At 62.4% G+C, this 15548-nt stretch carries 13 protein-coding genes and 1 pseudogene; 11 read left to right on the forward strand and 3 right to left on the reverse strand.

Annotation, left to right across the window (positions count from 1 at the left end; all coding sequences use genetic code 11):
- Positions 1-79: 79 nt before the first annotated feature.
- From IVB29_RS26880 to IVB29_RS26890, 3 genes and pseudogenes are all read right to left on the reverse strand, one after another.
- A pseudogene (locus IVB29_RS26880) lies at positions 80-2198 on the reverse strand (ParB/RepB/Spo0J family partition protein).
- Positions 2199-2279: 81 nt separating this feature from the next.
- Positions 2280-3260: a zincin-like metallopeptidase domain-containing protein gene (locus IVB29_RS26885; protein WP_247506425.1), complete on the reverse strand. Its 981-nt coding sequence runs from the start codon at positions 3258-3260 to the stop codon at positions 2280-2282.
- A gap of 1321 nt (positions 3261-4581) precedes the next feature.
- Positions 4582-5379 carry an IclR family transcriptional regulator gene (locus IVB29_RS26890; RefSeq protein WP_247506426.1) on the reverse strand — a complete coding sequence of 266 codons (798 nt, stop codon included), beginning with the start codon at positions 5377-5379 and terminating at the stop codon, positions 4582-4584.
- A gap of 416 nt (positions 5380-5795) precedes the next feature.
- Between IVB29_RS26890 and IVB29_RS26895 the strand changes: the two genes are divergently transcribed.
- The 11 genes from IVB29_RS26895 to IVB29_RS26945 all read left to right on the forward strand — a co-directional run bounded on the left by IVB29_RS26895 (position 5796) and on the right by IVB29_RS26945 (position 15460).
- On the forward strand, positions 5796-6635 hold the full coding sequence (locus IVB29_RS26895) for a cyclase family protein (RefSeq protein ID WP_247506427.1): 840 nt from the start codon (positions 5796-5798) through the stop codon (positions 6633-6635).
- Positions 6635-6985, forward strand: coding sequence for a cupin domain-containing protein (locus tag IVB29_RS26900; protein WP_247506428.1), 351 nt, complete (start codon positions 6635-6637; stop codon positions 6983-6985). The genes IVB29_RS26895 and IVB29_RS26900 overlap by 1 nt, the downstream gene beginning before the upstream one ends.
- Positions 6982-7791, forward strand: coding sequence for an SDR family oxidoreductase (locus tag IVB29_RS26905; protein WP_247506429.1), 810 nt, complete (start codon positions 6982-6984; stop codon positions 7789-7791). Before IVB29_RS26900 ends, IVB29_RS26905 begins: the two co-directional genes overlap by 4 nt.
- Positions 7792-7829: 38 nt before the next feature.
- Positions 7830-8774, forward strand: a complete 945-nt coding sequence (locus tag IVB29_RS26910; RefSeq protein ID WP_247506430.1) for a 3-hydroxyacyl-CoA dehydrogenase NAD-binding domain-containing protein — start codon at positions 7830-7832, stop codon at positions 8772-8774.
- 60 nt (positions 8775-8834) lie between these two features.
- Entirely contained in the window at positions 8835-9674 is an 840-nt protein-coding gene (locus IVB29_RS26915) for a 3-keto-5-aminohexanoate cleavage protein (protein WP_247506431.1), read from the forward strand.
- 67 nt (positions 9675-9741) lie between these two features.
- The gene (locus tag IVB29_RS26920; RefSeq protein ID WP_247506432.1) at positions 9742-10404 is read left to right on the forward strand and encodes a hypothetical protein; all 663 of its coding nucleotides are present in this window, start codon (positions 9742-9744) and stop codon (positions 10402-10404) included.
- A gap of 96 nt (positions 10405-10500) precedes the next feature.
- The gene (locus IVB29_RS26925) at positions 10501-10740 is read left to right on the forward strand and encodes a hypothetical protein (RefSeq protein ID WP_256466911.1); all 240 of its coding nucleotides are present in this window, start codon (positions 10501-10503) and stop codon (positions 10738-10740) included.
- 61 nt (positions 10741-10801) lie between these two features.
- The gene (locus IVB29_RS26930; RefSeq protein ID WP_247506434.1) at positions 10802-11989 is read left to right on the forward strand and encodes an amino acid ABC transporter substrate-binding protein; all 1188 of its coding nucleotides are present in this window, start codon (positions 10802-10804) and stop codon (positions 11987-11989) included.
- A 20-nt stretch (positions 11990-12009) separates the two neighbouring features.
- Positions 12010-12885: a branched-chain amino acid ABC transporter permease gene (locus IVB29_RS26935; protein ID WP_247506435.1), complete on the forward strand. Its 876-nt coding sequence runs from the start codon at positions 12010-12012 to the stop codon at positions 12883-12885.
- Complete coding sequence (locus IVB29_RS26940) at positions 12882-13850, forward strand: branched-chain amino acid ABC transporter permease (protein ID WP_247506436.1); 969 nt, start codon at positions 12882-12884, stop codon at positions 13848-13850. The genes IVB29_RS26935 and IVB29_RS26940 overlap by 4 nt, the downstream gene beginning before the upstream one ends.
- Positions 13847-15460, forward strand: coding sequence for an ATP-binding cassette domain-containing protein (locus IVB29_RS26945; RefSeq protein WP_247506437.1), 1614 nt, complete (start codon positions 13847-13849; stop codon positions 15458-15460). Before IVB29_RS26940 ends, IVB29_RS26945 begins: the two co-directional genes overlap by 4 nt.
- Positions 15461-15548 lie beyond the last annotated feature (88 nt).

Below are 15548 nucleotides of genomic sequence, written 5' to 3' on the forward strand. Positions count from 1 at the left end.
CTCCATGAAAATGGGGACCGGCGCGGCACGCCGGTCCCCGAGCAGCTGCGGAACGGCACGAGCCATCCCGTTCTAGACGTCACTCAGCCGCGTCGAGCTGTTGCGGATCATCGTCGCTCGCGTTGTCCCGATCCTCGTCCTCGGCGAGGAATTCGGGCAGCGGGCCCGCTTCACTCTCCTGCTCTCCTGACGCCGCATTGGGATCGACAAGACGCAGTGGCTCCGGCAGCCAGCCCGAACCATCGAGGAGACGCTCGGCCTCCTTGGCCATGTCGGCCTTCTTCAAGTGGTCGATCAGTTGCACGGAGGATTCACCCTTGGCTTCCCGCACCGCCTCCAGAATGCGAGGCTTGGTGACCCGGCCGAGATAGTTGTCGACGGAGGGCTTCCACCCCGCTCGAACCATGTCGAGGTCGACCGCGCGTGCCAGCACATTGGCTTGGTCGAGTCGGGTGCGGACGCCTTGGGCGGAAACGCGGCCTTGATTGTAGCGGTTGGCCGGCTCATAGACGGCGTTGACCGCAAATGAGGCGCAGTGAGCAAACAGGGATGCCTGCGCGTCGGCATCGAGGGTTGAAAGAGCATCCCAGAGATCTCTCTCCCCCTTCGGCAAACGTGCCTTCCAGGACTCATGCCGCGCCTCCACGGCCTTCGCTGACGCGCTTTTCCCTCAGGCCGGGAGCTTGAGCCGGAAAAGTCGGCGTGCGAAGCCCGATCTCAAGGCAACTGCCGGACGATGCGAACCGGTAAAAGGCCGTCAGCACGAAATTGTGCAGCACCGCCTGGAACGCGATCCCAGGATTTTCTGCCAGGGCATCCCGCAACGCCAGCGTGCGATGCGCCGTCAGCTCGGTGATCAGCCGATCCGGCAGAGGTTTGGTCGCGTCCTCATCATCGTCTTCGGCATCAGCAGCACCGCCTGCCACCGCGATGACCGTGCGCTGGATGGAAGCGCCAGCCGCCTTCCCCTCGGTCGACTGTGTGTCGGCGCCCTGCCCGACATCAGCATCGCCCGCCGACAAACCGTCCTCCGGCCGGACGTAACCCCGATCGACGGAGAGGCGCCCTTCGGAATCAATGCTGACGAAGACGCCAGCGCGGGCGATCTCGGTCGGATCGTAAATCATCGGCCGGTCTTCGAACGCGATCAGTGCAGTCTCGATTTCGCCGAGACGCTGATCGACCTCGTCGGGCAACTCGTCGGCATCCTGATAGTCGGATTCAAGCCTGGCTTGCTCCGCGTTGAGGCCGTCGACGGTGGCCTGCTCCTCCGGGGAGAGATCGACGGATTTACCCTCGATTTCGCGCACGCCCTCCGTGTGGCCGTAGGGAAATTCGACGGCGACCGAAATCCACTTCCAGCCTTCGGCTGCAATCGTCTCGGCTTCGGTTTTGAGCTTTTCTGTCACGAGACGGTCGAGCAAAGCAACGTCCTGCAGCCAGCCGCCATCATCGTGCTCGAACAGATCTCGCAAAACGCCGCCACCAGCCTGCTCGTAATTATCCAGCCCAATGAACTGCACGCGGCGATCGGACGCGCGCACGGTGTCTTCCGTCAGCATTCGTCGGATCTGGTATGGCTCATCATAGCCGGATCGGCTGACGTTCTCCCAGACCTGCTCCTGCCTGGCGTGATCGGCTGTAACCGAGAAGGCCATGAGTTGCTCGAGATTCATGCCGTATTCGGCATAGACGTCGTGGAGCTTTGGCGACACGGACGCCAGCCGAAGTCGTTGCTTCACGACGGCCGGGGACACGAAGTGCCGGGCCGCGATATCCTCGTCGGACAGGCCCGTCCCACTCAAGGTCTGGAAGGCTCGGAACTGATCGAGCGGATGCAGCCCTATCCGTTCGTCATTCTCTGCAAGCGAGTCGTCTTCAGCGATGCCTCCCTCGCGCACGACACAAGGAACGGCTTGAGTCCTTGCCATGCGCTTCTGCTTGACGAGAAGCTCCAGCGCGCGATAGCGCCGCCCGCCAGCCGGCACCTCGAACATGCCGGTCTCATTGCCTTCGGCGTCCACAACCGCCCGCACGTTCAGACCCTGCAGCAGTGTGCGCTGCGCAATGCTTTCGGCGAGTTGCTCGATGGAAACGCCCGCCTTCACACGCCGGACGTTGGACTGGCTCAGCACCAGCTTGTTGAACGGAATATCGCGTGAGGGCGACAAGGTGATCTTTTGGACAGCCTTCGTCATATCGATTCTCCTCGACGGGCGACCGGGAGCCTCTCTCTCGGTCTCCAACCCATCGCGAAAACCGCCGCTCCCCTCTCACTCTCATGTTCGAGGCAACCGTTGAGAACTCACGGCCTCCTGCTCCGTTCTCTCAATCGTCATGTCGACAGCCTCTTCCGGCAGGAAGCCAAGCAGATAATCCGCAACCTTGCTGGCCTGCGAAGCAGCTCGCACGATCGCGCGATTATCCCTTCGCAATACTTCAAGCCACGAGCCGATATAGTCGGCGTGCCGTACCGTGGGCACAATGCCGAGAGAAGCGCAACTGAACGCAGACGAGATTTCGGCAATCAACTCCTCAAAGGCGTACTTCATGGTACCGTAGCTGCCCGACAAGTCGCGGCTGAGTCGTGACGGATGGCCGCTGGCATGCGCCAGTTCATGGAGGGCCGTTCGATGCCAATTGATCGGTTCGAAATAGGCTTGCGGTGGGGGCACCTGCACATAATCTTCCGTCGGCACATAGAAGGCGCGGTTGCCGCCGACACGAAAGTCGATCCCGGTCGCCTTGATCAGGTCTTCGACCTGCGGCTCGATCAGGCCTGGCGGCGGAGGCGGCGCCGTCGTTGCGATCTCTGGAGGTAGGCCGTCGCATTGATCGCAGTTGAAGACGGTAAAGCGCTTGAGGAACGGAATGGCCTGCGCTTCCTCACCGCTCTCGCTCGCGCGGCGTTTTTCGTCGACTGGCACAAAGCGGTCAGCGTAGACCACGGTCGTGCCGCGTTCGCTCTTGCGGACGTGACCACCGAGCGACAGCGCTTGGCGGAAGGTAAGCCAGCTCTGCCCTGTAAATCCGTGTTCGGTCGCGGCACCCCATAGGATTAAAATGTTGATGCCGCTGTATTGACGGCCGGTCGCGGCGCTCTTCGGCAAGGCCAAAGGCGCCTTCGCCGCCGCCGTGCCCCAAGGCTGCACCCACGGCACTCGGCCAGCCTCCAGCTCGGCGATGATCTTGTTGGTGATTTCGTCGTAAAGGCTTGCCCGGTCCTCACCGGTGCGGGCTCGAGAATAATGTCTGGACATCGCGGATCTCCGCGACGGGCGCCGCGAGCCTCTCTCGCAGCCTGTAACCCGTCACGGCAAAACCCCGGCCGACACTCTGACTCTCGCCTCTGCCTGAGAGAATGCGAAATCTGCGGCGCAGCCCGCCTTCCATCGGAAGTTCGTGTGAATCGCGTTGAGCTACTTAGGGCCGCAGGCCCGACCAAGCGTGCGCCAATGGCGCATCGCCTCAACGGAAAATGGCACCCGGAGAGCGTGAGCATAGCGACCCGAAGGGGCACGCGGGTCCGAGTGCAGCGACGAGACCGGTTCAATAGCGGCACCCGGGAACGGGGCAGTGATAGCGACCGCCGCAGGCGGGGCCCCTTTTCCGAGTGCCCCCGGCGAGGAGCTCCGCATCCCTTTGCGCGAGGGATTGACGCCGCACGGCCGAGACGCAACGCGGCTCGGTTCACGAGAGCCCGATGCGGCGGAGCCGCACGCGCGCAATCGGAAGAGGTCCGCTATTACTTGAGTGGATGGACCTAGATTTCCTTCGCACACATGCGTCTGCGCGTCTGGATCCTGATCTGAAGCATGGGAAAACAGTTCTTTAGTCTTCGCCAATTGCCCTGGTGCCGTCCTGCTTGCAAATGGCCGTCCACTTCAAGCGCGTCACCAACAGCACACCTCACGATCTCTCGGTCGACGGTAGTGCACCTATTGCTTCTCACGATTGAACGCTCGATGGTTTGATGTCTCTCATCAGGCAATTCGAGCTGGCAAGAACCACACGTGATAGCTTCGTGCGAAGCCTGCCTTCCTCCGCTGAGAAATTCGTCTCCACCTATCAAAATCGGTACCGTGCTCCCACCGTCAGATTGTAGTTCGAAGTGTAGGTGTACCCGTTCGAGAAACCGCCACTCACTCGGGTATGTGACAGGCCTCCGAACAAGTCGAGGCGCTTCGTCATCTGATAGTCAGTCGTACCAACGCGCGAGGCTCAGTGCACCGGCAAGGGACTGGAGACGCCGGAAAGATATTCAGCGTCAACTGGCCGCTCGACTGCTGCGCAAGGCTCTCAGCCCATTTCACCAGCTCGCGATGGAAGGTGTGGTTGGGCGGAAGATAGTGCGATACTTTGAGAGCAAGCTCTGCGCTGCCGGATCTGGCGCCGAGTCCGCCGACAGCGAGCCCTGACATGGCCCCGAGCAGTGCCGAACGACGTGTGATCATCATTCGCAGGCGCCGATCCGCCCGTCTGCAGCGGGGCCTGTTTCGGGCTCCTTTGGTACTGCATTACGCTACGGCCGTATCGTATTGTGGGCATATGCAAGAGGGCTCCTCTCGGAGCAATCTTTCCTCAACGCGAGAGGATCGGCTCCACTCGCCGCCTGAAACTGAGGAGCCGTTCGGCCAGCCGGTCTCGGTTTTCGAGAAAACGTTGCGTGGGCACCGGAATCGAGACGGCGATGGGCCGACCGAAATGGTCGATCATCGCAGTGCCGATCGCGCTGATGCCAGCGCCGTGCTCTTCGAGATCATACGCGAGGTGCGCGCGCCTCGTGTCGTTCAATTCGTCGGTCAACCGCTTGCGGCTGGCAAGCGCGTACTCGGGATGCTCCGCCAGGCTCTTCTCGATCAACTCGATACTTTCATCTGGGGAGAAGCAGGCCAGGATGGCCTTGCCGTTGGCCGTACAATGCAAAGGAAACCGTTCGCCCACCGAGGAAAGCGCCGTCAACCGCTGACGACCGGGCACCTGATCGATGAACACGGCGGAGCCGCCGGAGAGCACCGAAAGATCGACGGTTTCGCCGACTTCCTCGCCGAGGGCGACCAGGTGCGGACGGATGACGTCGGCGGAATTTGCGCCGATCGAGGCGGCAATGCGCAACAATCCCGTTCCGATCCGGACCTGTCCCGGTCCGTTCGACGTGACGAAATCCTCGGCCATGAGCGCCGCGACGATACGCTGGACCGTCGAGCGCGCCAAGTTCACGGACTTGGCGATCTGGCCGAGGCTCAGGCCGTTCGGATGGCTTTCGAGCGTTCGCAGAATGCTGCCTGCACGCGCCAGCACCTGTATGCCGTTTGCGCCACGATCGTCGGCGGGCTCGGATGGTCGGGGCTTCAGCGCCCGTGATGTGGCTTTCGGCATTTCGCGTCTCATTCCTCGACTAGATCTGGCGGCGTTTGCACGATGCAGCCGATGCAGCCTTAGGGGCCAGCACCGCAGATGGCTCGAGCCTTCCTTCGATTTGAAAACTAACCTCGCTGTACCACGACGCGGTTCAAAACGAGCAACATGGCTGCTCCCTGTTCGGCGCCACGCCTGCCTCACCGCTTGCATCCCTGTGCAGCCGATGCGGCCAGGCTCGGGACAAATAGCCATTCCGATCCCGGTTTTCGCACCGCCCGGGCTGTCTCCAGTCTCCGTTCCGATCTCGAGCAAAGGCAGACCGGATGAAGGTAATACTTTCCTGTTGATTTTACCCACTATATGGTACATCTGTATCGCAATGCGGAGCAAGCACGGCGATCTTTGCCGTTAAGAAGCATTCAGAAGGAGGGCGTATGTCCATCGAGGTGCGTGGCATCAAATTCCAGAGCAACGCAGATAACGCCATGGGGCTGAGGTTCACCAACCTCTCTCATCGCTGGGGCTTCCAGTGCCCGAACTGGCCGTATTTCGAAGACGTCAAGATCGAACGCATCCACTACATGGCCAAGTCCGGCGTGTTGTCGCAGCGCATCACGACGTCGATGCACTCCACTACCCATATCGACGCGCCGGCCCATGTCGTGCAGGGCACGCCCTTCATCGACGAGGTGCCGCTGCCGCACTTCTTCGGCTCGGGAATCGTGGTTTCGATTCCAAAGAAGAAGTGGGAATCGATCACCGCGGACGACTTGCAGAAGGCTTGTGGGCACGCGATCCGCCCGCACGACGTGCTGATCATCAACACCGGTTGGCATAAGGTGTACGAGGACGGCGACTACTTCGCCTACTGTCCCGGCCTGGTGCCCTCCGCGGCAGACTGGATGATCGACAAGCAGGTCAAGGTGGTCGGCCACGACACCCAAGCGAACGATCACCCGCTGGCCACCGCGATCGGACAGCACCGCAATGGACCGCTGTTGCCACACCTCAAGGAAGAATATCGCGTCTGGTCGGGCGGCCGCGACTGGGCCGACGACTTTCCGGAATGGGAGCCGGTTCACGGCAAGCTGTTCAAACAGGGCATTCTCGGCATCGAGAATGTCGGAGGCGATCTCGACGATGTGACCGGGAAGCGCTGTACTTTCGCGTTCTTCCCCTGGAATTGGGACCGAGGTGACGGCTGCATCATCCGACTCGTTGCGATCACCGATCCCAAACAGGCCTATCGGATCGAAAAGGGCGAGGCCTTCTGATGCACCTCAAACGCTTTGCCGAAGCCAAACCCTACGACGCCCCCAATCACCGCGGCGTGGTCGGCCTGCGCCTGCAGGGTTTTGAGCCGGGCGGCCCGACCAACCAGTGGGTCGGCCTTTCGCAATTCCTGCCCGGTGGCGGCGCCGGGCCGGACTCCACTCCGTTCGAGAAAGTCTACGTCGTGCTGGAGGGAGAGATGACCGTGACGATCGAGGGCCGCGAGACCGTGCTCGGTCGCTACGACAGTTGCACCATCGCTCCGGGCGAAGTCCGCGAGATCGTCAATCGACGCAACGACGTCTGTACCATGCTGGTCGTCATTCCATATCCGCCAGGGACGCAGCCATGAGCCCATCCCTCGACTTCCTCAAGGACCCGCTGTCGCTGTTCGACATCCGCGGCAAGGTTGCCATCGTTACCGGGGCCTCCGGCGCCTTCGGCGCGCTTGCCGTGCAGGTGCTTGCTGGCGCCGGTGCGAAGATCGCGGCGGTTGCCGGAAATGCGGACGCACTCGAGGACGCCGCCTCTGCCGCACGCGCACTGGGGGCCGAGGTCCTGACTATCAAGTCGCGCCCGTCCGATGAGAGGGCCTGCGAGGCAATCGTCGCCCAAGCGGTGAAAGCGTTCGGCAGCATCGACATTCTCGTCGTCGCCTCCGGCAAGAACGACGTCGGCAAGATCGTCGACATGACGCCCGCGCGATTCCTCGACGTGATGGACGCGAACGTCACCCAATCCTGGTTGATGGCAAAGGCCGCGGGCAAGCAAATGCTTGCCCAGGGCCATGGCGGCAAGATCGTGCTGATGTCCTCGGCGCGTGGGAAACTCGGTCATCCCGCGGGCTATTCGGCCTATTGCGCCTCGAAATCAGCTGTCGACGGAATCACCCGGGCACTGGGCTGCGAATGGGGCGACACGGGCATCACCGTCAATGCCATTGCGCCGACGGTCTTCCGTTCACCGCTCACGGCCTGGATGTTTGAGGATACCGAGCGGGCGCGTGAGGTGCGCGAGGGCTTTCTCGCACGTGTGCCGAAGGGACGGCTGGGCGAACCGCAGGATCTCGCCGGCCCCCTGCTGTTCCTGGTGTCGAAGGCATCGGACTTCTACACCGGGCACATCCTGGATGCCGATGGCGGCTACACGGCGGGCTGACGCCCGCCGAGTCTCTTTCTTCGATGCACGGAGGCGACATGTTGCGACATATTGGCGTCATCGGCGGCGGCACCATGGGGCACGGCATTGCCGCAGCCTTCGCCCTGCATGACGTCTCGGTGCACTTGTATGAGCCGTCGGCCAAGCAGCGCGACGACATCGTGCCCTCGATCAGAGCCGCCTACGACCTGCTAATCGAGGAGCAATTCATCAATGCAGCGGCCGTTCCGGCGGCCCTGGACCGGATCACGATCTTCGATGAACTCGCGCCGGCAGTGAACAACCGCCACTTCATCGTCGAAGCCATCCCCGAGCGGATGGAGTTGAAGCAGGCGCTGTTCGCCGAACTCGACCGCCTCTGTCCTGCCACGACCATCTTCGCGACCAATACCTCCAGCCTGCCATTGGCGCCGATGATCGCCGGCCTGCCGGCGGAGCGTCGCGGCCGCTTCCTGGTCACCCACTGGTACAATCCGCCCTTGATCATGCCGCTGGTCGAGATTTCGGCATTTGGCAACACGACGGTGGAAATTTACGATGCCGTCGCGAAGCTCCATCAGACGATCGGCAAGCGCACTGCGAAGATCCTCAAGGACATCCCCGGCCTCGTCGCCAACCGTATCCAGCAGGCTGTCGCGCGCGAAGTTTTCTCGCTGATCGCGCAGGGCGCCGCCGACGCGGCAGACATCGACACCGCGCTGAAATTCGGCCCCGCCTTCCGCTACGCCACGACGGGCCAGCTTGAGGTCGCCGATTTCGGCGGCCTCGATATCTGGCTCACCGTTGGCGACAATCTGCTCGCGGCGATGGACGCCTCGCGCGAGGCTAGCCCGCTGCTCCGGCAGAAGGTCGCTGAGGGCAAGCTCGGGATCAAGACCGGTGAAGGATTCTACGTCTACGACAGGGAGAACATCCCTGCGACCCGCCGCGCCTTTCTCAAGCGATTGGTGAAGCAGCTCAAGGCGTCAAGCGACTACTCGTGAGATCCTAGCCAGCGATCAAGCCGTAATGCCGATGGCGCACAAAGGAGAGGAAACAGATTTATGGCCGATACCATCATCACCGTTGCTCCCACCGGGGCCTTTCCGACCAAGGAGCACAATCCGGCAATTCCACTCACGCCGCGCGAAATTGCTGAAGACGTCTACGAATGCTGGCAAGCCGGCGCGGCAATCGCGCATCTGCATATGCGCGACGATGCCGGCAAGGGCACCATGGACAAAGGCCGGTTCATCGAGACCGTCGGACGCATCCGCGAACGCTGCGACATCGTGCTGAACCTCACCACGTCCGGCGACCTCAACGCGACGGACGAGACCCGCATGGCGCATCTGATCGAGCTGAAGCCCGAGCTCGCTTCCTTCGACGCGGGATCGATGAACTGGATGCATGCGACGCTATTCATCAATCATCCGGCCTTCCTGGAGAGGCTTGCCGGCGTCATGAATGAGAACGGCGTCAAGCCGGAGATCGAGGTATTCGATCCGGGCATGCTCTACAACGCCACCTACTACATGAAGAAAAACGTTTTGCGAGGACCCGGCTATTTTCAGTTCGTACTGGGCGCAGCCGGAGGTATCGCCGCTACGGTCGAGAATCTTGTGTTCCTCAAGAGCCTCTTGCCACCTCATGCGGTGTGGTCGGCTTTCGGCATCGGCGCTGGCCATCTGCCAATCCTGTTCGCCACCCTTTCGCTCGGCGGCCACATCAGAGTCGGCATGGAGGACAATGTACTCTATGCCAAGGGCCGCCTTGCCAAGAACAATGCTGAGTTTGTTGCCCGCGCTGCACGTCTCGTTCGCGAGGCAAACGGGAGCGTTGCAACCGCATCCAGCGCGCGGGAGATTCTCAACCTTTCGGGACGACCATCTCATGCCGCGTAGCAGGCTGTCTTGCGCTTGAGACGAAGACGATAAGTAAGATCGACGATAACTACATAGGGAGGAAACTATGGAATTCGAGGACTGCAATCTGTTGCTGGAGCCGGGCTATCAGCCTTTCGAGTCCGGCTATCGCGATCTTGCGGCCGGCAAGAAGCTGGTGGCGGCCCTGACCCGTATGCCGGGTTGCCGCGCCAAAATGATCCATTGGTGGTTCGGCTGGCTCGGCGGCATCGAGCAGTACAAGCTCTGGCATCCGAACGATCACGTCGCCAGCGCCTGGCTCAATCGCGTCGACGGCAACTATATCGGCGCCACCCACGTCGTCAGCGAATATCTCGCCGGACCGACGGGGCCGGTCTACGACCTCGTTATCGACTTCCATCACCCCCACGAGATATTCGAGGCGAAGCGGTATGATCGCTCGGGGGCCGTCGCAATCTGCGCGCGAATTGGAGACCAGGATGCGCCGGTTCACGTCGGCCGCATGTGCCACTTCGTCCGCGACACCGACTATGGCTGCGAAATGCGCTCGCGCTTCTGGCTCGGCCTCATCGCCGATAAGAAGACCCACGACCCCGTGCCGGAGCACATCGCCATCGAAGGGCGCAAACGCCGGCTGAACGACGATTTCGCACGTCGCCTGCACCAGCACGCTACGGAGGAGATGGGCTATCTCGCCGAAATCCTGCCGGTTCTGTATCGCCGCTACACCGGAGACAACGCGCTCTGACCACCACGCCGGGCTCGCGGCACCGAAACCAACAACGACAAGGCCGAAACGGTCATTAGATCAGCATGGAGGAAATCGTGACGTCTCAATCGTTTCATGAACTGTTGCGCCCGGCCCTACGGTTGCGAGATGCGTTCGCGCTTCTGGCTCGGCATGATCGCCCATCGCGACCCGACCATCACCCTGCCAGGCGCGCAGATCCGGCTGATGCGCGCCGAGAATCTCGATGAGGAGTTCGCCAGCCGGCTGCATCAGCACTGCGTCGAGGAGATGGGATACCTCGCCGAGGTCCTGCCGGCGCTCTATCGTCGCGTCACGCTCGACAACACCTATTGAGGATACCCCGACCGCATCGATTGACGCAATGAAACGCAAAGACATTTGGAGGAGACCACGGATGAAGCATCATATTGGAAAGTCTCTCGCAGCCGCCGCGGCGGCAACGCTCGCGCTCAGCATCGGTGTGGCCTTTGCCGACGACATCGTTATCGGGGCCTCGCTGCCGCTCTCCGGCCCGCTCGCCGGCTTCGGCAGCTTCCAGCAGTGGGGCTACAAACGCGCCGTCGACCAGGTCAACAGGGCGGGCGGCATCGCCATCAACGGCGCCAAACAGCAGGTCAAGCTGATTATCCGTGACGACAAGACCGATCCGAATGCGACGGCCTCCAATACCGAGACGCTGATCTCTCGTGATCGCGTCGTCGCAATGCTCGGCTCTTGTACGCCGGCGCTCGTCCATGCGGGAGCACTCGTTTCCGAGCGCGCGAAAAAGCCAATGGTCACCGGGTGCGATCCGCTGGAGGCTTTCAAGTCGGTGCGCAAATGGAATTACGTATGGGACCTTTTCTTCCATGAACCTGAACTTGCGGCGGTGCCATTCAAGGCGATGGCCGATCTCGGAGTGAAGACCAACAAGAAGCTCGCGATCTGGCACGACAACGGTCCCGACGGACAGGTGATCGGCGGCAAGATCTGGCCTGCGCTCGCCAAGGAGTTTGGCTACGAAGTCGTTCAGAACTCAGAATTCCCGATCGACAACTCCCAATTCACCTCCGTCATCGCCGAGGCCAAAAGCAGGGGTGCCGAAGTCGTCCTCGTCGACGCGATCACGCCGCAGGCGATCGCGATCCGCAAGCAGATGGCGTCTGCCGGTTACATGCCCAAGGTTCTCAACATCGAGAAGGGCGCCGAACCGGTGCAGTTCGCCGAAGCGTTGGGCAAGCTATCGGACGGCATTCTGGTCGGAGGTTACTGGGATCCGGCATTCCCCTATCCCGGCGCCGCAGACCTGGCCAAGGCGTTCGAGAGTGAGACCAAGCTGACCAGCAGCCAACATATCGCGGATTCTTATGCCGCCGCGCAGGTTCTGCTCGATGCCATCACCGCGGCGGGCTCGACCGATTCCGAGAAGATCAACGCGGCCATCGCCAAGACCGACAAGTCCTATGTGGTCGGGCCGGTCAAGTTTGATGAAAACCACACCGCCAAACTTCCGATCGTCTCGCTGCAGTGGCAGAGCGGCAAGGCTGTGATCATCTGGCCGAAGTCCGCCAAGACCGGCGACGTCCTGTTCCCGCTGCCCTAACCGCAAAAGGCCGACGCAACATGCCCGACATCGGCATCATCTCCAGCACAATCGTAGCCGGCGTGCTGCTCGGCGGCATCCTCGCGCTCACCGCGCTGGGACTGTCGATCGTGCTGGGCGTGATGCGCCTCGTCAATCTCGCCCATGGCGATTTTCTGGTGGTCGGCGCCTATGCCGGCCTCTTCTTTCTGCAGTTCACCGGCATCGACCCCCTGATCGGCCTGCCGGTGGTAGCCGTCTTTGTCGGTATGCTGGCATTGCCCGTCTATAGCTTTCTGCTTGCCCCGCTCGCAGGCCGCGGCGCGGAGGCGCAGATGATGACGATGTTCGCGGTGTCGATCATTCTCGAAAACGCCTTTGTCCTCGCTTTCAGCGCCGACACGCGTTCGATCGCGCGTGATTACGCTACCGTGCCGCTAACGCTCGGCCCGATCACGTTTCCCTTGATCTACCTGATCGGCTTTGCCATCTCCGTCACCTTGATCCTGGCCGTGCACTGGCTCGTTTCGGCCACCGCTTTTGGCCGTGACCTGCGCGCCAGCGCCGTCGATGCCCAGGCCGCGGCAACGCTCGGCGTCGATGTCAAACGGGTTCAGATGCTGACTTTCGCGCTGGGCGCCGCCTGTGCCGGCGTCGGCGGTACGCTGATGGGCGCCGCTTTCCAGTTCGGGCCATCCAGTGGCGGCGCTTATCTGCTTAACAGCCTCGCCGTTGTGGTGCTCGGAGGGCTGGGAAATGTGATCGGCACCTTGATAGGCGGCATCGCACTGGGCGCATTGCAGAGCATCGGCGGCCTGACCCTGGGCGACGGCTATCGCGATTTGGTGGGCATGGCGCTGTTCCTGCTTGTACTCGCGTTCCGGCCGGACGGCTTTCTGGCGAAAGGACGAACATGAGCGATGCGATCGTATCCAGCCCGCGAGTCGGCTCCGCTTCGACCGGAGGGCTTGTCGAAGTGGCCGTTCTCGTCGGCGCGCTCGGCGTGCTGTGGTTCGTGCCGGATTTTGCCGGCGATTACTGGCTACAGCTCGGCTTTCGTACCTGCGTCTATCTCGTCCTTGCCCAGGGCTGGAACCTGATGGCGGGATCGGCGGGGCTGGTCTCCCTCGGCACCTCCAGTTTCATCGGACTGGGTGCCTATGCGGCCCTCGGCTTGCTCAATCGCGTCGGCGCACCGCTGCCGCTCGCGCTCCTGATTTGCGCGACCGCTGGCGGCGTGTTGGCTGCGCTGGTGTCGCCCGCGCTGTTCCGGCTGCGTGGCCTCTATTTCACCGTTGGCACGCTCGCGCTCGCGGAATTGCTGCGGCTGTTGATGGTCAATGTCAGTGCCTTTGGCGGGGCAACCGGCATTATCCTGCAGGAAGATCCGCCAGCGCTGCCTGTGCTGTTTCGCTACGTGCTGGTCCTGGCTTTCCTCGCATCGCTCACGATCACACTTTGCACACGAACACGGGTCTCGGTGATCCTCCGCGCGGTTCGTGATGACGAGGACGCTGCCGCGCAAATGGGCATTCGTCCCTACCGCGTCAAGCTAGGCGCATTCGTCCTCGCCAGTGCGCTCGCCGCTATGGCTGGCGGCATTCAGGCGGCGAAACTCGGCGCCATCGAACCTTACGGCATGTTCGGGCTGCAATGGTCGATCGACGTGCTGTCGATGGTCATTATCGGCGGCGTCGGGTTGCGGCTCGGACCACTGGTCGGAGCGTTGTTCGTCGTGGCACTCGGCGAGGCGCTCGCCGACTATCCCGAAGCACACACCGCTATCGCGGGCGTGATCCTGATCGTGCTGATCCGGTTCGCGCCGCAGGGCATCGTCGGGCTGGCCGTGAAACTGCCGCTGATCGGGCGGGTGCAGGCATGAGCGCCATGGATAGGCCGCCGCTGCTCGAAGTGAAGGGCCTCGTCAAGCGCTATGGCGGACTCGTCGCTAACGATCGAATCGATATGCAGCTGCGCGCGGGCACAATCACCGGGGTAATCGGCCCGAACGGCGCCGGAAAATCGACACTGATCGGGCTGATCGGCGGGGCGGTGGTGCCCAGCGAAGGTTCAATCCGACTCGACGGCCGCGACGTGTCCCGTCTTCCCGCTTCCGAGCGAGCGCGCGCAGGCGTCGGACGTACCTACCAGATCCCGCGACCGTTCCTCGACATGTCGGTTGAGGAAAACCTGGAAGTCGCGCAATACTCCATCGCCCCGTTCATCCGCGCAACGGTTGCCCGTGAAGAGCGCAGGGCATTGCTGGCCCGCACCGGGCTTGCCGACGTCGCAACGCTGACGGGGCGCGCGCTGCCGCTCCTTAGGCGCAAGCGGCTGGAGATCGCGCGGGCGCTCGCGCTCAAGCCGCGCGTCGTTCTGCTCGACGAAGTTGGCGCTGGGCTGGTCGATAGTGAAATCACCGAACTGATCGAACTGATTCACTCGATCCTCGACGCCCGCACGGCGATCCTGATCGTCGAACACGTGATTCGCGTCGTCCGCGAATGCTGTTCGCGCACGATGGTGCTCAATTTTGGCAAAACGCTGATTGAAGGGCCAACTGCCGACATCCTCGGCAATGATCAGGTCGCCGCGGTTTATCTCGGCACCGGCGGCGCCCGCGAGAGCCAGACGGCGGACGGTACAGCGCCGGCCGCGGATAGCGCCATTCACGTCAGCGCGCCAGAGGCGGAGGCCCAGGTTCTCGCTCCCCTGACCGCGCCAGCCTCGGCGGAGGCTGCCACCGCGCCGGCGTTACAGTTCTCAGGAATCTCCGCGGGGTACGGCCAGGCCCGCGTTCTGCAGGGCATCGATCTGACGGTGGAGCGCGGTCAGGCGATCGCTATTCTCGGCGCCAACGGCGCCGGCAAGACCACGCTGGCGCGGACTATCAGCGGCGTCATCACACCTACTGCCGGTGCGCTCCTGATCGACGGCCAGGACGTCTCCGGCTGGCAACCGCACCAGATCGCCGCACTCGGCATAGCGCATTGCATGGAGGGGCGGCGAATCTTCCCCACGCTTTCGGTGCAAGAGAATCTCTTGATCGCGGCGCGCGGAGCCGATGCCTTGACTGCGCGGGAGAGGCTTGAGGCGGTCTACGATCTGTTCCCCATCCTCGCCGAGCGCAAAACCCAGGGCGGGACGTCGATGTCGGGTGGCCAGCAGCAGATGCTTGCGATCGGGCGGGCGCTGATGGCGCGTCCGCGACTGGTGATCTTCGATGAAATCAGCCTCGGCCTTGCGCCCATCGTGATGGACAAACTCTACGACGCGCTGGCGCTGCTGAAAAAAGCGCGCATGACGCTGATTGTGATCGAGCAGGACGTCGATCGGGCCCTCGCCCTCGCCGACCATGCTTATGTGCTCGAGCACGGCATGTTCGCGCTGTCGGGACCGCCGCGACAGATCGCCGCCGACCCGCGTCTGCGCCACATCTATATCGGGGGCGCCGAGGACGCGAGCATGGGAGAGTTAACTTCGATTGGCTGATACGAACCCAAAAATAGGTAATCGTCTCCGACGCCTCTGGAACTACAGTGCGGAACGACCGCATTCTCCATGGAATTGGGATCAGACG

This window comes from Bradyrhizobium sp. 1, from assembly GCF_023073315.1.
GTDB lineage: Bacteria > Pseudomonadota > Alphaproteobacteria > Rhizobiales > Xanthobacteraceae > Bradyrhizobium.